This is a genomic window from Paraburkholderia youngii, assembly GCF_013366925.1.
Classification (GTDB): domain Bacteria; phylum Pseudomonadota; class Gammaproteobacteria; order Burkholderiales; family Burkholderiaceae; genus Paraburkholderia; species Paraburkholderia youngii.
In genome coordinates this window covers 126,376-146,022 of sequence record NZ_JAALDK010000003.1, presented here as the reverse complement: position 1 = coordinate 146,022, position 19,647 = coordinate 126,376, and the positions used below count along the sequence as shown (strand labels likewise).

Below are 19,647 nucleotides of genomic sequence, written 5' to 3'. Positions count from 1 at the left end.
ATGGACCCGCGCATCTCGAAGCAACGCACGGCGCTGGTCCTCGACCAGCCGTTTTTCGGCGCACTCGCTTTGCGTCTGAAGGTGGTCGAAGATCCGTCGTGCAGGACGTTCTGGACCGACGGGGAATCGCTGGGATACAACCCGGCGTACCTCGGCGGCCTGAACGATCTGGAGACACGCGGCGTGCTGGCGCATGAAGTCCTGCACGTGGCCAACGGCCACTGTTGGCGCCAGGGCGATCGCGATCCGAAACTCTGGAACGACGCGTGTGACTATGCGATCAATCCAATCGTGCTCGACGCAGGCATGCTGCTACCAAAGGGCGTGTTCGTCGATGCCCGCTTCAAGGGCAAGTCGGCCGAGGAGATTTACGGCATTCTCGCGCAGGAGAAGCAGCAGAAGGAAAAGCAGCAGAAGGAAAAGCAGCAGGGCAACGGTAAGAAGGATGATGGCAAACCGGATGCGCAGCCTGGCCAGCAGTCGACTCCACAGTCGGCTCAACAGCCAGGCGGCACACCCGGGGGCAACAGCCCGCCACAATCCGCGAACGGCGCGACCACTCGGTCCGCAACACCCGAGTCCGGCACTTCTCCCGAGGCTGCGCCCTCCTGTGGCGAGGTCCGTCAATACAGAGGGGACGACAAGGCACAGAAGGAAGCCGACTGGAAGGTCGCCGTCCTACAGGCCGCGAAAGCGGCGAAGATGCGGGGCGGACTGGGCGGCTCTCTGGAAGGCATGGTCCAGGTGGCGGCGGAACCTGTGGTTGACTGGCGCGCGATCCTGCAACGCTTTGCGCAGGAATCGTCGCCGACTGACTACACTTTCGCGATGCCCAATCGCCGGTATCTGCACATGGGGCTGTATCTGCCGTCGCTTAACGAACCGGCGGTTGGCGATGCGGTGTTCGTGCGCGATTCCAGCGGTTCGGTGTTTGACGAGACGCAGGCACAGTTCGACGCGGAAATCCTCGTTGTGAATGAGACTGTGCGGCCGCGGCGGCTGATCGTGCTGGATTGCGATACGCGCGTGAAGCAGGTGCAGATCTTCGAGCGCGGCGACGCGGTCGACCTGCTACCGGTGCGTGGCGGGGGAGGCACTTCGTTTGTCGATCCGTTCAAACGGCTGGCCGACGAAGGCATTCAACCCACGTTTCTGGTCTATCTCACCGACATGGATGGAGCGTTTCCGACCGATGAACCGTCCTATCCCGTCCTGTGGGCCTCGACCGTGCCGCTCAGGCGCGCGAAGAAAGCACCTTTTGGCGAAATGATGGAAGTGATCTGCTGACGGGCGATGTCTGCCCATTCTCCTGAACCCAAGCCCGACAATTTTGCCGGGCTATTTTTCTGCCCGCGGACTCTCCCCGCGGTCGCGCTGCTCTCGGCCAGGAAGGGACGCTCGCGGTTGTCGGCATTTTGACGTTCGAACGGCAGTTCGCCTCCGGGAAGCGTCGCTCAAGCTGTGGTTCATACCCCGTGGAGAGATCTTGTGCTGACCCTTGCACAAATCCGGCCGACCCACACGACGCCCTACCGGCTCTCCGGCCAGAGACGGCTTCGACGTGCCCGACACTGCGTTTGCGCCGGTCATCGATTACGAACAGATGCTGGTCGTGCCGGAGGCGCTTCCGCTCGCTGCCCGGGAATTCGCGCTGGCAGTCCGGTGATACTTCGGCTTGCCATGCGGGAACGAGAAATGGCGTCGACCGCAAACACTGCCATCCAGGCACCGAGAAGAATTATCGAAAATTGCTCGTTTTTCAATCGAAATTTGCAGAAATGTCATCGCGGCTGATTTTGGCTACTGACTCGCGTCATTAGGATGGTTGCAGGCCAGCGCAGTGTTGCTTGGCTCAACGGGTCGACGGTTCTGTCGATCCTATTCTCAGCCAACCTATCGAGAGCACGACCATGCAATCATCACGGCCATTGATATGCCTCGCGTCCCTGACGCTTACCCTGCAACCTCTCGCGGCTCACGCGGCTCACGCGGATTTGACGGTCAAGATCGGGCAGGTTTCTCCGCTGACCGGCGAACTATCCCACATCGGAAAGGATGATGAAAACGGTGTGCGGCTGGCGATCGAAGATCTGAACAGCAGAAAGATTCGCATTGGCGGGCAAAACGTCACGTTTGTGCTCGACTCGCAGGATGATGCGGCCGATCCGAAGACAGCGGTGACCGTCGCCCAGAAACTGGTGGACGATGGCGTGGCGGGTGTCGTCGGTCATGCGAACTCCGGGACGTCGATACCCGCTTCCAAAATCTACTCGGATGCAGGCGTTCCGATGATCACCGAATCGGCAACCAACCCGAAGCTCACGCAGCAAGGATTGACGAACGTGTTCCGTATGGTCGCGAATGACGTGAGACAGGGCTCGGTCATCGGCTCGTATCTGGTCCACGATCTTGGCGCGCGCAAGGTCGCCATCGTCGACGATCGTACGGCGTACGGACAAGGTCTCGCAGACGAGATCGAAAAGTCCGTCAAGGCTGCCGGAGGCAACGTGGTCGCCCGCGAGTACGGCACCGACAAGACGACGAACTGGATGGCGGTGCTCACGACCATCAAGAGCCGTCAGCCGGAAGGGATCGCTTTCACGGGCGGCGACACGCAAGCCGCGGCATTCGTGCAGCAGGCGCAAAAGCTCGGCTTGAAGGTCAAGTTCATTGCCGGCGATGAAGCGTGCACACCGCAGTTCATCAAGCTCGCTGGGTCTTCGATGAGCAAGGACGCGTACTGCACGCTGGCGGGTGTGCCGCCTGCAAAGATGCCGCAAGGACCGGAGTTCTTCAAACGCTATCAGCAGCGCTTCGGCGTTCCCGTGCAGCTCTATGCCCCTTATGCCTACGACGCAGTGCTCGCGATGGCGGACGCGATGCAGGCCGCGGGCTCGACCGACCCGAAGGTGTATCTGCCGAAGCTGCGCGCGTCCAGGCTGGACGGCGTGACGGGCGCAATCCAGTTCGACGAGAAGGGCGATATCCGTAACGGCGCGATTACCGTTCGTCAGTTCGATCAGGGCAACTGGACCGACAAGTCAGTCGTGCGCTGACGGCGTCACGCGCCTTCGGGCGCGACGGGTACACCGAGCCCCACCTTTACGTTGCTCATGCTCACCAGCGTCTTGAAGCGTTTGACGTTGTTGTTCGAGAAGAACAGTTGCCGCGTGAGGGCCGTGTACTCGTCCATGTTGCGAACCGTCAGTATCAGCACGAAGTCCCATTCGCCCGCGACGTAGTAGCACTGCTGGATTTGCGGGCATTGCGCGAAGGTGCGCTTCATCGAGTCGAGCAGATCGATCTGTTCGCTCTCGACCTCGACTGTTGCAATGATCGTCAGCGGATAGCCGACCTTTTCGGGCGCGACGATGGCGGCGTAGTTGCGAATGATGCCTTCGTCCGACAGGCGTCGCAATCTGCGATTGACGGCCGCTGTAGACAGATTGACGCGCGCGCCGAGTTCGTTCTGAGGAATCTGCGCGTCGCGTTGCACTTCCATCAATAGCTTCAGATCAAAATCGTCCAGGCTGAGTGTCATGGTTTTGCGGCCGGAAGGTCGAGACAAAGATATTTTTGCATGATGGGGGCCGATTTGGAGACTTTTTCTATCACCGCAAACAATATTATTTCCTCAGCCGACATGTTCGACAGGCGCATTCCCCGAAATCATCAAGGACGTCCGACAATGGAAAGCACGCTGCAGGGCCAGTTGAAGAGCTGGCGCCAGTATTTGCATCAACATCCCGAAACGGGCTTCGAGGAAGTCAACACGTCCGACTATGTGGCGAACATTCTCCGGACGCTTGGGCTGGAAGTTCACCGCGGCATCGGGGGAACGGGGCTCGTTGCGAACCTGACGGCCGGGGACGGGAAACGGGTTATTGGCCTGCGCGCCGATATGGATGCGCTGAACATTGCCGAGCAGGCGCCCGATCGCGAGCATGCTTCGCGCACCGCCGGAAAAATGCATGCGTGCGGGCATGACGGGCATATGTCGATGATTCTCGGGGCGGCGCGACTCCTTGCAGAACGGCGCGATTTCAATGGCACGGTCCGCTTCATCTTTCAGCCGGCGGAAGAGCATGGCCGCGGCGCGAAGGCGATGATGGCCGACGGCCTGTTCGAACGCTTCCCCGTCGATGCCATCTTCGGCGCGCACAACATGCCGGGCATGCGCGCGGGAACGTTTGCAACGCGCGCGGGCGGCATCATGGCGAGTGAAGACAACTTCGTCATTCACATCAAGGGGCGGGGCACGCATGCTGCACGTCCGCATATGGGCGTGGACCCGATCGTCGTCGCGTCGCAGATCGTGATGGCATTGCAGACCGTTGTTTCGCGCAATCTCGACCCGAGTCTTCAGGCGGTGATTTCGTGTACGGAATTCATCACGGACGGACTGAGAAATGTGATTCCTTCGAATGTCATTATCAAGGGCGATACGCGAAGCTATTCACGCGAAGTGCAGACGTTGCTCGAGACGCGCATGCGTGAAGTATGCGAAGGCATCTGCCGCGCGCACGGCGCCGATTGCACCTTCGAGTACACACATGAGTTCGCTCCGACGGTGAACTCGGAGCAGTTCGTTGGCGTCGCGGTAGCGGCGGCGCGCAATGTGGCGGGAAGCGATGGCGTCGATGACAACATTCAGCCCATGATGATTTCGGAAGACTTCGGTGCGTTCCTGCAGGTAGTGCCCGGCAACTTTATTTTCATCGGCAACGGCGAGTCGGCGGATAAGGGCGGCACGCCGCTGCACAACGCCACCTATGATTTCAACGACGACATCCTTTTGACGGGCGCGCACTATTTCGCTGAGATCGCGCGGCTCGAATTGCCCGTCGACTAAGGATCAAAGGTAATAAATGAATACGTCTGTATCTTCATCGCTGATGCTCGACGGCGCATTGCTTTTAGAGCAACTGCGTCAGCTTGGTGCACTGGGCGCTGATAGTGAAGTGGGTGGCCGGACGCGCATTGCACTGACTGACGATGAGAAAGCCGGTCGCGACCTCATCGTCGAATGGATGCGCGAACTGGACCTCGATGTCCGCGTCGATCGGATCGGCGATATATTCGGCACGCTGCGTTCCGATTCGGACGACGGCAGCCAGCGTCCATTGATGATGGGCTCGCACATCGACACGGTGAAGAACGCCGGCGCGCTGGATGGCTGTTATGGCGTACTGGCCGGGCTTGCAGTGGTGCGGACATTTCGTCAGGCAGGGATCACGCCGCAGCGCTCCATCACCATCGGCGCCTTCACCAACGAGGAAGGCATCCGCTATCAGCCGGACATGATGGGCTCGCTGGTGTACGCGGGAGGCCTGTCGGTTGGTGCAGCGCTGGATACGGTTGGCATCGACGGTACGCGCTTTGGCGACGAACTCGCGCGCATTGGTTACGCGGGTGATATGGAGCCCGGCGCGGTGGTTCCGCACGAATATCTGGAACTGCATGTCGAGCAGGGTCCGATACTCGAAGCAGAGAACATCCGTATTGGCGTGGTCGAGAATCTTCAGGGCATCTCGTGGCAGCAGATCACCGTTCAGGGCAATGCCAATCACGCGGGTACGACGCCAACGCGGCTTCGTCATGATGCGGGGTGGGTGGCTGCTGCCGTGTCGACGTTTTTGCGTGAGCTGGCCGTGACCACCGGCACCACGCTCGCGACGATCGGCATGCTGCGCATCGAGCCGAACGTCATCAACGTGATTCCGCGCAAGGCGGTTTTTACGGTGGAACTGCGCGACCCGGACGAACAACGCCTGCAGGACGCCGAGCGTCGTCTTGTCGAATTCCTCATCGAAGTCGCGGAGAAGGAAGGCGTGAAGATCACGACCGAACGCCTGGTCCGTTTCGAGCCTGTCGTATTCGATGCAGGACTGGCCGATGCGATCGAAGCGGCAGCAGAGCGCATGGGCTTCACGCATCGCCGGATGACGTCAGGCGCAGGACACGACGCCCAGATGATCGCGCGCATCGCGCCGGCCGCGATGATCTTCGTGCCGAGCCGCGGTGGCATCAGCCATAACCCGCGCGAACACACGGACGACGATCAGCTTATCGACGGCGCGAACGTCTTGCTGGATGTCGTGCTCCAGCGGCTCGCACAGAAGTGAGCACGACTTTCATTCGCCAATTCACATCATTCGTTACTGGAGTATCAAGGTCATGTTGGTAGCCAATCCACGCGCAACGCGCGCTGCGTACCCCGCTGAATTGAAGACCATTCTCAGCATCGAGAAAGCACAGGAAAGCCGCGCCTGGCTTTCATGCTGGGACAAGATTTCGCCCGATGCGACGCCGTTGCGTGAGTTGCCGGGGCTGGCCGCGAGGCTCGCGGTCGGCAGCATCAGTATCAAGGACGAGTCAGCGCGCTCTGTGCTGGGCAGCTTCAAGGCCTTGGGTGCACCGATTGCGCTGGTACGCCTGATTCAGCGGCTGTGGCGGAATCATAATCTCGACGCGCATGGCCTGTTCGAAGGACGCTATCGGGAGCTGCTGACGCATTCCACGGTAGTGAGCGCCACGGACGGCAACCACGGAAAGGGTCTTGCCGCTGCCGCGCAAACGCTCGGTTGCCGTTGTGTGATCGTGCTGCACGCGAATGTCAGCGTCGAGCGCGAGAAAGCGATAGCGGCGTACGGTGCAGAGATTGTGCGCATCACCGGAAACTACGATGAGTCGGTCGAAGAGGCGGCTCGCCTCGCTTCGTTGAATGGCTGGCACGTCATTTCCGACACGTCGTACGACGGTTACGAAGACATCCCGCGCGATGTGATGCAGGGCTATGGCACGATTGCAGCGGAGATCGTCGAGCAGAGCGATAGCCAGCCGGATCGGCCGGCGTACACGCATGTGTTCCTTCAGGGCGGTGTCGGCGGCCTTGCAGCAGGATTGATCAGCTACCTGTGGGAATACCATGGCGAACATCGTCCGCGATTCGTCGTCGTCGAACCGCAGCAGGCCGACTGCCTGTATCAGAGCGCGTTGGCGGGACGCGCAGCTCGTGCAACGGGCTCCGTCGACTCCGTGATGGCCGGGCTCGCTTGCGGCGAGACGTCGCCGCTCGCATGGAAGTTCCTGCAGCCCAGCGTCGATGATTTCATGACCATCAGCGATGACGATGCAGTGAACGCCATGCGCATCCTGGCTGCTGGCAGCGATACCGATGCGCCCGTCGTCGCTGGCGAGTCGGGCGTGGCGGGTCTTGCTGGGCTGATTGTCTTGCTTCAAGACCCGCTGCTGGCCAGCAACGTAGGCCTCGATGGCTCGTCCCGCGTGTTGTTGGTCAATACCGAAGGCGCCACCGCTCCCGCAACGTATCAGGAACTGGTCGGCGAGACAGCCCAATCAGTCCTCGAACGCCAACTCGCCTGGCTAGCCGAGCCGACAGCCTGAGCGAACTCCCGCTCGCCGTCATCTCCGACGCGATGAAGGCATTCATTGCGTAGACGATAACAAAAGCGCCGCTGTGGCGGGAATCAGTCACGCCCCTGCGAACGCGATCCAGGAGACAATTATGAAGGATAACGTCAACCGAAGTATCGGCCCAGTGGCATTGCTCTTTACAGGCTTGGGCTCGATTATCGGCTCCGGGTGGCTGTTTGGCACCTGGCACGCGTCGAAGGTTGCGGGGCCGGCCGCGATCATTGCGTGGATCATTGGTGCGGTTATCGTGCTGGCCATCGCACTGACTTACGCAGAGCTGGGTACGACATTTCCGGAGTCGGGCGGCATGGTCCGCTACGCGCGCTATTCTCATGGAGCACTCGTCGGATTTATAGCCGCTTGGGCGAACTGGATATCGATCGTTGCTGTCATCCCGATTGAAGCAATCGCGTCGGTTCAATACATGGCGTCGTGGCCTTATTCATGGGCCCATGCGCTGATGACCGGCGAGGATCTCACGACACAAGGACTGTTCGCCAGTGCATCGCTCGTCATTGTCTACTTTATGCTGAACTACTGGCGTGTGAAGCTGTTTGTTAAGACGAACACCGCCATCACCGTCTTCAAGTTTCTCGTTCCAAGGATTGACGGCCACCCGTAGGGCGCGAATTGTCCACCTGTGCCGACCGCGAAGTTTTCCTCCTTACGGCCGTTGCAACCAGTGGTATCGTGTTCAGCTTCAACGGATTCCAGAGTCCCGTTAGTCTTGCGGGCGAGGCGCGTAGCCCTTCGAAGAGCATCCCGTTTGCGCTGGTCGGCTCGATCCTGCTTGCGCTGGTTATCTATGTGATGCTGCAGATCGCGTTCATAGGCGCCGTCAGCCCGTCAAGTATCGCATCCGGATGGCACGGTCTGAATTTTTCATCACCGTTCGCAGAACTGGCCATCGCCCTCGACCTGAACTGGCTGGCGATTCTGCTGTACGTGGATGCTTTCGTTAGCCCATCGGGAACAGGCACGATCTATACCGCAACGACGGCCCGCATGATATATGCGATGGAGCGCAATGGGACCATGCCAAGCATCTTCGGCGCGACCCATCCCGTCTACGGGGTCCCGCGAGCTGCCATGTGGTTCAACCTCGGCATTTCGTTTCTCTTCATGTTTTTCTTTCGTGGTTGGGGAACACTCGCCGCGGTCATCTCGGTAGCAACAATTGTTTCCTTCCTGACTGGACCGGTTAGCCTGATGGCACTTCGAAAGCATGCCGCGGATCTCCGGAGACCTCTTCGAATTCCTGGCATGTTGGTGATCGCACCGTTCGCATTCGTGTGCGCTTCCCTCGTGCTTTTCTGTGCATGTTGGCCGCTGACAGGGCAGATTATCCTGTTGATCATCGTGGCGTTGCCTGTCTATTTCTACTACCAGTCGACGGCGGGATGGGAGAGTTTTCGCGCGGAACTGCGAGCGGCGTGGTGGATGCTGTTGTACCTGCCCGCCATGGCGATGCTTTCGTTGCTGGGCGGACGGGAGTTTGGAGGCATGGGCGTCATTCCCGACGGGTGCGACATGCTGACTGTTGTGGCGGTTGCGCTGGTTTTCTATCGATGGGGCGTAAGAAGTGGGCTACGCACCACATACCTGAACGAACACGCATCTCCAGAAACCGCCGATACAGATGAAACCGCCTTCCTGGCATCGGAGCGGGTTGGATGAAGGACGTAACGCCTGGCCGCTGTTCGTCGCCAACCGAGGGCGGGTAGGCTTACGTTCGAGGTTATTTGAATACTCGAACAGCCGACTTGGTGTGTTAGTCATAAACCCACGGGCGGCCGAAGTACTCAGGAAGCCGCCATTGATTTTACCCCGCCGAACGGGCCGATGTGGGTCGAAACGGGCCGTTTTCGCGAAGCACGCACGCGCGGATTGCCCGTGCCATCAGGCGGTTGGTTTCATCGAAAAAGGTCCAGCTGCCGCGGATCGGTCTCCGAGGCGGCGACCATAGGTTTGGGCGCCGGCTTCGGCTCGATGCGGAAGAATTCCGGACTTACACCGGCATTTCTGGCAGCGCTTAGCCAGTCGGGCATGTTGCCCAGCCCGTTCCATTCGTTGCCGCGCGCATCGCGATAAAGAGGCGGGTGGTCGACGTCGTGCTGGATTGACTCTGCGAGTGCTTCAAGCGTGATGCCGAATTCTTCCATGCGCCGGCGAAGCCAGATAATCAGCCTGTCGCGGGCCTCGCCGTCAGCGATTTTTCCCCTCATGTCCTGTTGCCCGAATTCTGGTTGTCGCGGTTTATCCCGGTTAATGCCTGGAGGTCGCTAGGCGCGCCTGCGGGCCGTCTGCTCGAATGTCTCGCCCGCGCGGAAACGATCCAGCCTGTCGCTAGCGTCAGCGATCGCGGCGACTGGCGCGCGCCGAAGCTGATGGTCGTACGTGCTCACGATCGTCGCGAACTGCGCAAATCCGTCATCGTCGAGCATCCACACGCCGGTGTCCCGGCCGCGGTCGAATGCCGACCCGATCACCTCTTCCGCGTCCTGCATCTGTTCGACCGTCGCCGAGCCGTATCCAGCTTCCGCGAGCAGCCCCACAACGATCATGGCCTGGCACAGCGTCTGGGCAGCGTTCACGTTGCCCAGGCCTCGTCGCATCGCGTCGAGGGCTATGTGCACCTGTAAGGAAAGTTCGTCCGCCTGAGCGCGCGGCATCGGCAACAGCAGAGTTTTCGAGCGGCGGGCGCGAGCGGCCTGCGGGCTTGTGTAAAACGGAATTGTTCTTGCCATCGATGATTGATGATTGGAAAGGCAATTGCGCCGCAGACATATACCACAATTTCCAGCTGCGGTTAATCCGAAAGCTATACGTTTTTCTTGAGCTTTCCGGGTTAAGCCCGTTAGCCGGCTGACGGGAGTCTGGAAGGCGTGAAGCAGCCCGGGTGGTTCAAGGCATCCATCGTCTGCGACATCGAGCACGACACTTCCCCCGAAAGCTCGCGGATTTGATCGTTCTTTCAGTCTGCTCCAGGTTCCGGCCGGACGGAACAATAGCAGGCATGTCCGAGGCTACCGACAATCCCCTGCTCAAACTGCGCCCGCTCGAGGACAGCGCGGTCCGCATGTTTTTCGAGTCGCTGCGTCCGTTGCGCGAGTGCTTTGAGGCGCCCGACGTTGCTGAAATCATGATTAACGATTTCAACAACATCTGGATCGAGCGCCGCGGCAAGATGCATCGGCTTGACCTCACGCTTAACGAGGCGGTGCTTGACGGCGCGATCAGCGCGCTGGCGGCATCGGTCGACAAGTCGGCGGTCGCCGGCACCGCGCAGGGGATCATCAACGCAGGCCACAAGAATCTGCGTATCGCATCAGTGATGCGGCCAACCGCGATCGACGGCAATGCGCTTTCGATCCGCAAGCACCGCGACAAGCACCTATCGCTTAGCGACTACGTGAACATGGGCGCGTTCTCGCTCACGAACGCCCGCAAGGAAAAGGAACTCGATCTCTTCCCTCCGGGCATCCAGGACGATGCCTTGCGCGAGGCCCTGAGCGCGATGGTGCGGGCACGCCGCAACGTCCTCGTCGCCGGCGGCACCTCGTCCGGCAAAACCACCCTGCTCAACGCGCTCAATGCCGAGATTCCTGAAGACGAACGCGTCATCACGGTCGAGGACACGATGGAACTGAAGCTGACCGCGCCCAATCGCGTGCGGCTGCTCTCAAACCCCGACAAGGGTGTCACGACCCAGCTGCTCGTCGCCCTGTGTCTGCGCTTCCGGCCCGACCGCATCATCGTCGGCGAAGTCCGAAGCGGCGAGGCCTACGACTTCATCCAGGCGCTGAGCACCGGCCACGACGGCGGCATGGGTTCGATCCATGCCAACGACGCGCGTGGCGGGCTGAGCCGCCTCGAAAGTCTCGCGATGCTCGGCGTACCGCCGGGCAGCCGGTGGGAACTGGCGGACATGCGCAAGGCGGTGGCCGACTGCTTCCACTACGTCATTCATCTTCGCCGCACAGGCGAGCTGCGTCACGTTTCTGAAATCCTCGAAATCAAGGGTTTCAAGGACCGCGACTACGTTCTCAACCGCGTTTTCTAACCCATCGGAGTGCCGTTTATGAAGAAGTACCCGTCTGATTTTCTCGCTACCGTGCGCGAGCGCACGCGAGCGTTGAGCCGCTTTATCTGGACGCGCTTCCTCACCCGCCGTGAGCTGCGTTCGACCGTCGTTGCGGCTTCGCTCGCCGCATTCGCGCCGTTCGCCTCGGCCGTCGACCTGACCGACCTCGGCTCCGCGACGGACGTCATCTGTCTGATCTCGTCCTACATTAGTGGCCCGTGGCTTTACGGCATCGGCATCGTGCTGATCATCGTCGGCGCCGTCGCGATCGGCAACTCGGAAAGCACGATCGGCAAGATCATTTCGACGGTCTTCGTTGGTCTCGGCCTTGCGGCGTGCGCAATTCCGATCGTGAAGAACCATCTCCACGTCACCTACACCTGTACGTAAGCTCACATGCGTCAGCCTACCCGCGTCAGCCGCTCTCTTTCGCTGCCTCGCCAGATGGGCGGGGCAGATCGCGGACTCGCGATCGCCAACGGCACGATGACCATGCTGCTGTGCTACACCAGCATGACGCCAACCTTCCTCGTCGTTGGGATCGCGGTGCACTGGCTGCTGCGCTGGAAAAGCTCGAAAGATCCGTGGTGGAAGCAGGTCATGCTCGTCTACAACCGCTACGCGGACGTGTATGAGCCCCTGCCGACTGCGAAGTTTTCGGCCCGGTTCAAACGTCCATATGGATTTGATCAGGACCTGCCATGCTGAAGAAGAGCCTGAAGCGCCGCTCGATCCAGGAGATCGCCCCGTGGGCGACGATGGTCACGCCCGAACTGATCCTCGACAAGGACGGGTCGCTGCTGACCGTCTATACGTTGGAAGGCGTGGACGCCGACAGCCCAAACGCCTCCGATATTTCGGCCGCGCGCGACAACCTTGATCACGCCTGCAAGAATTTCGACCACCGGATTACGGCGTGGTGGAAGCTCTCGCACCGGCGCGTCAAGGGAGACATCGGCGGGACTTTCGATTCCTCGATGGACGCGCGTGTCGACGAAATCAACCGCGCTCATGTCGCGAGCGGCCGGTATTTCCGCAACACGCATTCGCTCGCACTCGCCTTCACGCCCGAGACCGGCGTCAACAAGATCTTCGAGAAGGTCGCGTATCACATGACGGTGGGCGGCAAATCGATGCCGCGCGCGATCTTCGAGACGATCAAGGACTCGGTCCTTGCGCGCAGTGCCTTCGCCTTTGATATCGAGCGACTGACGTCTGACATCAAGCGGTTTGAAGGCGTGATCGATGCGTTCAAAGGGGGTGTCACGCGCCTGAGGATGAAGCGTCTGCAATTGCAGAACGCGCTCGCGTTCCTCCATCAGGCGGCCAACCCGTCGGTGCCGCCGCGGCGCGTGCGGTATCCCGTCACGATGCTCGATACGCACCTGACCGAGAGCGAAGTCACGATCGGTGCCGACACGCTGATGTTCGAATCGGCGCACGGCAAACGGTACGCGAAGATCATCGCGGTCAAGGAGTGGATGGGCTTTCAGGAAGCCGCACTGGACGTGCTCGCCGAAGTCGACGCCGAACTGGATGTGTGCGTGATGTTCCGCTTTCTGGACACAACGAAGGCGAGCGCGTACATCGAGAAGATCCGCAAGTTCTATAAGGTCGCGGCATTCAACCCCTGGTCGATCCTCAAGGCCTACTTCTCGAAGGAAGAGCAGAAGAACGACGAAGGCCGCGAGCGCCTCGCTGACGAAGCCGAAAAGGCGCTGGCCAAACTGGTTGCGGACGGGCAGCAGTATGGCTTTGCGAACGTCTCGGTGATCGTCTATGGCGATACCGTCGACGAATGCGACGATGCCACGCGCGAAGTGATCGGCCGCATCGGCAACGCTGGATTTGGCGTGATCCTCGAGCGGGACAATCTGTTCGCCGCCTGGCAGACGACACTGCCGGGCCGATGGGACCAGCAGAGGCGATTGCAGTTTGTCGAAACGCCGGCGGTGTCCGACATCGCCCCGGTGCGCAGCGTCTCGGAAGGCGACACGGTCAATGCGTGGCTCACGCAGCAGTCCGGCGAGAAGACCGGGCCGCTTACCATGCTGCCGACGCGTCACAAGACCCTTCAGCGCGTGAGTCTGCACCATCCGGGCGGCAAGTCGCATGCGCTCGTGATCGGCCCGATCGGCGCGGGCAAGTCGATCTTCCTGAATTTCCTGGTCTCCCAGACCGGGCGCCACAAGGCGCGGCGAATCCGGTTCGACAAGGACCGCTCGACCCGCATCCCGACCCTGCTCGCGGGCGGACGGTTCGTCGACGCGACGGGGCGCTTTGAGGCCGGAACCTCGGTCAATCCGCTTTCGCTGCTGCACGATTCAAAGCACTTCCCGTACGTCGCCGAATGGGTACAGATGGCGATCGAGGACGATGACTTCCGATGCTCGCCGCAACAGCAGCGCACGATTTTCGAGAAGGTCACGGTCCTGGGTACGGGCTACCCGCGCGACCTCTGGACACTGTCCAACCTCAATGCGCTTCTGCCGATCGAGCTGCGCGAGCGGCTCGCGGTCTGGACCCAGGGCGAAAAGAATGGCCGTTTCTTCGACCACATCGACGACGCCTTCTCGCTGTCCGACGACATCTCGATCGAAATGGGCGACCTGTTCCAGAACTATCCGGTGGCCGCGGCGCTGTTCATGGATTACGCGTTCTACCGTATCGCGCAGTGGCTTGATGGCAAGCGCTATACGGTCATCGAAGTTGAGGAGGCGGGCTTCTTCTTCCAGTATCCGCGCTTCTATCAGCGCCTGGAAATCTGGGCGGTCACCATCCGCAAGCTGAATGCGACGCTACTGCTCGCGACGCAGTCGCTCTCCCAGGTGGCGCGGATTCCGAACTTCGAAATTCTCAAGGAAAACATTCCCAACATTTTCTATCTGCCCAACAAGGATGCAAAGAACAACCTGCATCTGTATCGCGACCTGTTCGGGCTGACGGAACACCAGATCGACATGCTGGCCAACGCCGTGCCGAACCGCGATTACCTATGGGTGACGCCGGACCAGACCCGCATGCTGCAGGCGAGCTTCCCGAAGGAAACGCTCGCGGTGCTGCGCTCGGACGGCCGCGCGCAGGCGGTGCTCGACAGGCACTACACGTCCGGCGCACCGGACTGGCGCGAGGCCTACGTGCGCGAAATGCTGACTCTCGACTAGGAAACCCACGATGAAAATGATCCTTGGCCGCCTGACGCTCGCCGCAGGCCTGATGCTCGGTATGTCGCACGCTGCCAACGCCGTGCTGCCCGTCATTGACGCGTCTAACCTCGCGCAGAACATCATCACTGCGGCGAAGGCCATGAAGACCGAGATCTATCAGGACAGCAACATCGTCTATCAGTACCAGATGATGGCAAACCAGCTGCTGCAGGCGACGAACCTCGACCCGTCTGCCATGAAGGCGCAGTACGACCAGATCACCGGCGACATCAGCAAGTTCACGCAGCTCAAAAGCACCCTGACTGACATGTACGGTGACCTCAACGAGGGCAGTCAGTGGATCAATCGCGTCCAGACACTGATTTCCCGCTCGGGCAAGTCGAATTCGCAGTGGTTCGCCGACATGGCAACGCTCTACAACCAGCGTGATAACGAGGCCACGCGCCTCTTTCAGACAGGCAATGACGTCATGGTGCACGCCCAGACGCTGGCCAAACGCCGCCAGGAACTGCAGTCGCAGATGTCGCTCACGCCGACGCAACAGGCAACCGCTGAGATGACGACGCATTATCTGGACATCGTATCGAGCCAGATGAGTGACCTGATCCAGATGACGGCCGGCAAACAGCAGCAGGATGCACAGAAGCAGTCGATTGCCAACGAGGACGACAAGAACCGCTCAGCCGCCGCGAAAAGCTTCCTGGATCAACAGGACGCAGAACGCGCGTCCTATGGCTTCTGATGCGGGCAGGGCTGAACATGCTTCGCCATCTGAACCGGCTTTTTCTGACGGTGCTGGTGCCGCTGTGTGTGTTCGCGTGTCCAGGGTTTGCGCTCGCAGACGAACCTACGACCCTGCCGGACGGCACCGTGGTGCCCGCTTCCAACACGCCCAGTCCGTCGAGCTCGGGTGCCACGGCTGCCTCCCTGGTCAAGCCGGGAGAACTTGGGCAGGCCAATGCGAATGCGATGGCGAAGCTCAACGCGATGTTTGCCTCGGTGGTCAGTGCCGCCGCTGATGCAAGCCAGAGCATCAGCCAGGAATCGGACAAGTTCGCCAGTGGCCTTGCGGTCATCACGATCGTGCTGGCAGCGGTCCGCTTCGCCGCGACAAAAGACCCGGTCATGGCATGGATCGCGCTTTTCGAGGAGCTAGGGATGCTCGGCATTTTTGCATCCTTCTACATCGGCTACGCGACCTGGGTGCCATCCTTCTACAAGTGGTTCGTGACACTGTCGTCCGAGATTGCCGGTGGCACGAACATGGGCAGTTCGGTCAGCATCATCGGCAATGCCGCCAGCCAGCTTTTCGACTCGGTCATCAAGGCTTTCAAGGGTGCCGCATGGACCGAATACATCTCGGTGCTGATCGGCGTCATTCCGCTCCTTCTTGCATGGTTGGTCCTGTCGATCACGGCCGTCGTCTTCGTGTTCTACATCAACGTGGGGCAGTTGCAGTTTGCGTGCGGCGCGGTCATGGGCCAGATCGCATTTGCGCTCGGATTTTCGTCATTCACACGGAGCTACTTCAAGTCATGGCTCGACTTCATGATCACCGCGGGCATGTATATGGTCGTGGCCGCCATCATGATGAAGCTCGTCACGGGTACTCTCGTCAACGCAGTCAAAGACGCGGCCAGCGCGGGACTGACCACTTCACTGTCGGCCGGCTACGTCTTTGACCTCGCGTTTTTCGTGTTCCTGGTGTCGTTCGAGATTCCCAAAATCGCCGGAATGTTCGGGGGCGGCACCGGAGCAACCGGCCGGGCGCTGGCCAAACTCGCGAAGCCGCTGCTATGACCGCGCATACGCCTATGACCGAGGACGCGCTGCTCGGCGAGTATCAGCGTCGCGTGGACCTGATTGCGCAGTGTGCGAACGAAGCCAGCCAGAGCGAGCTGGAGCGCAAGTGGCTCGCCGTTCTGCGCGCCTGCGCGTCGTGGTTCTCGTCGTTGCCGTTGAGCCCGGATCTGTACCGCGAACCGGGCGGCGCCTTCCGCGCCACGATCGAGACCGCGTTCTACGCCATGCGGCTCGCTGGCGGCCAGAAGTTCGGCACCAATCTGCCTTCAGAAAAGCGCAGGCGCATCGAGCCGCAGTACAACTATGCGGTGTTTCTGGCCGCCGTGTGCTCGCGGCTTGATGAACCGTACCGGCATTTCGCCGTCGAGCGGGACAGCGACCGTGCGCTGTGGAATCCACCGGTTGACGGTCAGTTGTGCCCGTGGCTGGCCGGATCGCCATATCGCCTCGCGCGGCGCGACACCCCGCTGCCGGTCGAGCGGATGCGTACCGGCATGCTGGCTCAGCTGCTGGTGGGCTCCGGGCTGCTCGCCGGTCTCGACGCCGAGGTGCTCGCCGAACTCTTTGGCGCGATCAATCCGAACATGCGGCCGATCGAGGCCGAATCGCTGCTGCACAAGGTCGTCCGCCAGGGCGTGAGCACGGCCGACGAGTTTGATCGCAAGGCGCAGCGTGGCGTGTTCGCGCCGGTCCAGTTCGCCGTGCCGTCGGCTGTCCACGTCGCCGCAGAGCTCGAGCCAGTGTCATCGCCGGGAGCACCGGTACCAGGTGCGAGCGCGGCAGCACCACACAATCCGCCTCCAACGTCGGCTCCTCCAGTTCCAACAGCAACGCAGGCGGCGGCTGTTGTGACACCGGCAGGCATGACCGTCGAACCATCGACGGGCGAGATTCTGCCCGCCACGCCTGCGGATACCCCGACTGTGCCGTCGCCGGCACCAGTGTCCGCCGCGGTCGATCCGACCGCCATGCGCCCACTAGCAACGACGGCGAGTCAACCGAAGTCGTCGAACGCGTCGACATTCGACGAGGTTCTCAAAGGCGTCCCCGGCTCCGTGCGCGAATTTTTTCAGGCACTCAGTGAAGACGTCGCCAGTAGCAAGGCGGCAGTGCAGTGGACCGAAAAGGGGCTAGTCGTGCCCAAGCGGCTGATTGGGAGCTACGGCATCGCCGCCAGCACCCTTGTTGAACACATGCGCAAGCGCAGCCTGATGGTCGCCGATGCGCCAACCGAAGTCACCCTCGCGCCGCGCGCGGGACAACTCATACTCGCGAGCCCGGCGTGACCAGCTACATCAACCATTTCAGGCCGATCTACGAAGTTCGCGCAGCGGTGTTCTGGCTGGCGGCGATCGTGCTGTTGCCCATCTCGGGCATGCCCTACGGCTGGGCGTTCGCACTGGTCGCACTTGCGTTTCTGGCGCTGCGTTCCCTGCAGATCTGGCGCGCGCTGACTTTCCGCATGGCTATCTCGACCAAATGGCTGACGACGCTCGAGGTGCCAAAGCTGCTGCAGATCCAGAAGCGGATGCGTAGTGAAGCGAACTCGATGTATCTCGGCATCGGCTACGAGTGGACGCAGAAGCATTGCCAGATCGCCCATGACATCCTGCGTATGCCGACGACCGATATTCCCGGGCTGCCGCGCTGGCTTAACAGGACGAAGACGGGCCGCAGGATTGAAGAAGCCATCGAGGGCATGTTCGCGCCGAAAGACAGCATCCGCGATCGCATGCCGCAGGGTTCGTCGTGGATTCACGGCATGGAACCGAAAAAGGCGCTGGTGCCGTTTCACTACAAGGCGATGGGTGGTCACACCCTGGTCGGCGGCACGACGGGCGCCGGCAAGACCCGCACCTATGAGGTGATCTCCACCCAGGTCATTCACCTCAGCGACGTGCTCATCATCGTTGACCCGAAAAACGACGCGGAGTGGAAGCGGCGCGTCGAGAAGGAATGCCAGCGCGCCGGCCGGAAGTTCCTGTACTTCAACCAGGCCAAGCCGTCCGAGTCGATCCGGCTGAACCCGATCGAAAACTGGTCGCAGCCGTCGGAAATCCCGAGCCGGATCGCCCAGCTGATGGAGGAGGGGCCGTTCCGGGACTTCGCGTTCCTGTTCATCGACCGTGCCGTGAAGGGCGAACTCTACATCGGCGACAAGCCGACCCTGCGCTCGATCCTCAAGTACGCGCAGTCGGGCATCACGTCGCTGCTCGAAAAGGCACTGAAGCGCTTCTTCGTTGAACAGGGGCTCACCGACTGGGAGCAACAGGTCGCCACGGAAACGACCCGGCAGGGTCAGCGTAACAATGCCGCCTCGCTCGTCGACGGGATGATCGGACTCTACAACGCGCAGTTCGCGTTACAGGAACGTGGCAACGAAGCGATCGACGGCCTGATTGCCACGCACGTGCACGACCGCGAGCACTACATGCGCATCATCGCGTCGGCGCTACCGCTGCTGCAGATGCTCGCAACCGGGGAAACCGGCCTGATGCTCGCGCCCAAGGCGGATGACTTCGACGACGAGCGCGAGATCTGGGACATCGACAAGGTCATCAAGCAGAAGGCTGTCCTGTACATGGGCCTCGATTCGCTGTCGAACAACATCGTGCAGAAAGCGATCGCGTCGATGATCCTGTCCGACGTGGCTGCCGTGTGCGGCTCGATCTACAACTTCTACGATTCGCCACCGGAAGTGGTGCTGATCATCGACGAGATCGCAGAAGCGATCAACGAACAGGTGATCCAGATTCTCAACAAGGGGCGCGGCGCTGGCTTCAAGGCGTTCGTCGCGTTCCAGGCGCGAGCGGATCTGGAAGCGCGGTTCGGAAACGCCGCCAAAATGCTGCAGGTTTTGGGCAATCTGAACAACCAGATAATCCTAAGATTGGAAGACAGCGATACCGCGCAGTGGTTTTCGGACAAGGTCGGGGAGACCGCGATTCGCAACCTGACGCTCACAGGCAGTACGAGCACGGGCAGCGAAGCGCATATCGGTGAATTTACCGGGTCCGTTTCACGTTCGCTTCAACTGGAGAAGGTTCCGCTGATCCCAACCCGCCTGATTCACGGCCTGCCCAACCTGCAATACTTCATGCGCATTTCGGGTGCCGCCGTCTATCAGGGCCGTATTCCCATCCTTCAAGGCTGAAA

Annotated in this window: 16 protein-coding genes and 1 pseudogene; 14 read left to right on the top strand and 3 right to left on the bottom strand. The window is 60.8% G+C overall.

Annotation, left to right across the window (positions count from 1 at the left end):
• Both G5S42_RS39210 and G5S42_RS39200 read left to right on the top strand, forming a co-directional pair.
• Positions 1-1,287: a vWA domain-containing protein gene (locus G5S42_RS39210; RefSeq protein WP_176112130.1), complete on the top strand. Its 1,287-nt coding sequence runs from the start codon at positions 1-3 to the stop codon at positions 1,285-1,287.
• Positions 1,288-1,910: 623 nt separating this feature from the next.
• Complete coding sequence (locus G5S42_RS39200) at positions 1,911-3,056, top strand: branched-chain amino acid ABC transporter substrate-binding protein (RefSeq protein ID WP_176112129.1); 1,146 nt, start codon at positions 1,911-1,913, stop codon at positions 3,054-3,056.
• A gap of 5 nt (positions 3,057-3,061) precedes the next feature.
• Here the strand turns inward: G5S42_RS39200 and G5S42_RS39195 are convergent, their stop codons facing one another.
• A complete protein-coding gene (locus tag G5S42_RS39195) occupies positions 3,062-3,541 on the bottom strand; it encodes an Lrp/AsnC family transcriptional regulator (RefSeq protein WP_176112128.1) in 480 nt (159 codons plus the stop codon).
• Between the two features lie 147 nt (positions 3,542-3,688).
• On the opposite strand from G5S42_RS39195, the gene G5S42_RS39190 reads away from it, so the two are divergent.
• From G5S42_RS39190 to G5S42_RS39175, 4 genes and pseudogenes are all read left to right on the top strand, one after another.
• Positions 3,689-4,852: a M20 aminoacylase family protein gene (locus tag G5S42_RS39190; protein ID WP_176112127.1), complete on the top strand. Its 1,164-nt coding sequence runs from the start codon at positions 3,689-3,691 to the stop codon at positions 4,850-4,852.
• 16 nt (positions 4,853-4,868) lie between these two features.
• Positions 4,869-6,125: a Zn-dependent hydrolase gene (locus G5S42_RS39185; RefSeq protein WP_176112126.1), complete on the top strand. Its 1,257-nt coding sequence runs from the start codon at positions 4,869-4,871 to the stop codon at positions 6,123-6,125.
• A gap of 52 nt (positions 6,126-6,177) precedes the next feature.
• Positions 6,178-7,407, top strand: coding sequence for a diaminopropionate ammonia-lyase (locus G5S42_RS39180; protein WP_176112125.1), 1,230 nt, complete (start codon positions 6,178-6,180; stop codon positions 7,405-7,407).
• Between the two features lie 121 nt (positions 7,408-7,528).
• A pseudogene (locus G5S42_RS39175) lies at positions 7,529-9,048 on the top strand (APC family permease); the annotation flags it as partial.
• Between the two features lie 302 nt (positions 9,049-9,350).
• On the opposite strand, the gene G5S42_RS39170 reads toward G5S42_RS39175, so the two are convergent.
• Complete coding sequence (locus G5S42_RS39170) at positions 9,351-9,662, bottom strand: H-NS family nucleoid-associated regulatory protein (RefSeq protein WP_176112124.1); 312 nt, start codon at positions 9,660-9,662, stop codon at positions 9,351-9,353.
• A gap of 57 nt (positions 9,663-9,719) precedes the next feature.
• Entirely contained in the window at positions 9,720-10,184 is a 465-nt protein-coding gene (locus G5S42_RS39165; RefSeq protein ID WP_176112487.1) for a hypothetical protein, read from the bottom strand.
• Between the two features lie 269 nt (positions 10,185-10,453).
• Here G5S42_RS39165 and G5S42_RS39160 point away from each other — a divergent pair, with 269 nt between their 5' ends.
• The 8 genes from G5S42_RS39160 to traD are packed head-to-tail and all read left to right on the top strand — an operon-like array spanning position 10,454 to position 19,645.
• On the top strand, positions 10,454-11,500 hold the full coding sequence (locus tag G5S42_RS39160) for a TadA family conjugal transfer-associated ATPase (protein ID WP_176112123.1): 1,047 nt from the start codon (positions 10,454-10,456) through the stop codon (positions 11,498-11,500).
• 18 nt (positions 11,501-11,518) lie between these two features.
• The gene (locus tag G5S42_RS39155; RefSeq protein ID WP_176112122.1) at positions 11,519-11,911 is read left to right on the top strand and encodes a conjugal transfer protein TrbC; all 393 of its coding nucleotides are present in this window, start codon (positions 11,519-11,521) and stop codon (positions 11,909-11,911) included.
• A 54-nt stretch (positions 11,912-11,965) separates the two neighbouring features.
• Positions 11,966-12,229, top strand: a complete 264-nt coding sequence (locus G5S42_RS39150) for a conjugal transfer protein (protein WP_035490446.1) — start codon at positions 11,966-11,968, stop codon at positions 12,227-12,229.
• The gene (locus G5S42_RS39145) at positions 12,223-14,685 is read left to right on the top strand and encodes a VirB4 family type IV secretion system protein (protein WP_176112121.1); all 2,463 of its coding nucleotides are present in this window, start codon (positions 12,223-12,225) and stop codon (positions 14,683-14,685) included. Before G5S42_RS39150 ends, G5S42_RS39145 begins: the two co-directional genes overlap by 7 nt.
• 10 nt (positions 14,686-14,695) lie before the next feature.
• On the top strand, positions 14,696-15,430 hold the full coding sequence (locus G5S42_RS39140; protein ID WP_176112120.1) for a TrbJ/VirB5 family protein: 735 nt from the start codon (positions 14,696-14,698) through the stop codon (positions 15,428-15,430).
• 17 nt (positions 15,431-15,447) lie between these two features.
• Complete coding sequence (locus G5S42_RS39135) at positions 15,448-16,488, top strand: type IV secretion system protein (protein WP_246392465.1); 1,041 nt, start codon at positions 15,448-15,450, stop codon at positions 16,486-16,488.
• Complete coding sequence (locus G5S42_RS39130; protein WP_176112118.1) at positions 16,485-17,777, top strand: TraI domain-containing protein; 1,293 nt, start codon at positions 16,485-16,487, stop codon at positions 17,775-17,777. Before G5S42_RS39135 ends, G5S42_RS39130 begins: the two co-directional genes overlap by 4 nt.
• Positions 17,774-19,645, top strand: a complete 1,872-nt coding sequence (traD, locus tag G5S42_RS39125; protein WP_176112117.1) for a conjugative transfer system coupling protein TraD — start codon at positions 17,774-17,776, stop codon at positions 19,643-19,645. Before G5S42_RS39130 ends, traD begins: the two co-directional genes overlap by 4 nt.
• Positions 19,646-19,647: the final 2 nt, after the last annotated feature.